Below are 243 nucleotides of genomic sequence, written 5' to 3'. Positions count from 1 at the left end.
TATTGGAACAGCTCTATATGGAAAGCTATCTGATCAGCTAGGCATTAAAAGGTTACTCCTATTTGGGATTATAATAAATTGCTTCGTATCGGTAATTGGGTTTGTTGGACATTCTTTTTTTCCCATACTTATTCTGGCTCGATTTATTCAAGGAGCTGGTGCAGCTGCATTTCCAGCACTCGTGATGGTTGTAGTTGCGCGCTATATTCCAAAGGAAAATAGGGGTAAAGCGTTTGGTCTTAT

Annotated in this window: 1 protein-coding gene; it reads left to right on the top strand. The window is 39.5% G+C overall.

Annotated elements, in window-relative coordinates; translation table 11 throughout:
- On the top strand, positions 1-243 hold a 243-nt coding region (locus AWV70_RS22460; RefSeq protein ID WP_153010112.1), incomplete at both ends, for an MFS transporter.

The organism is Sporosarcina koreensis, from assembly GCF_001531445.1.
Classification (GTDB): Bacteria; Bacillota; Bacilli; order Bacillales_A; family Planococcaceae; genus Sporosarcina; species Sporosarcina koreensis_C.
Note: the sequence above shows the minus strand (reverse complement) of the source record. Positions and strands in the feature narration are given on the sequence as shown.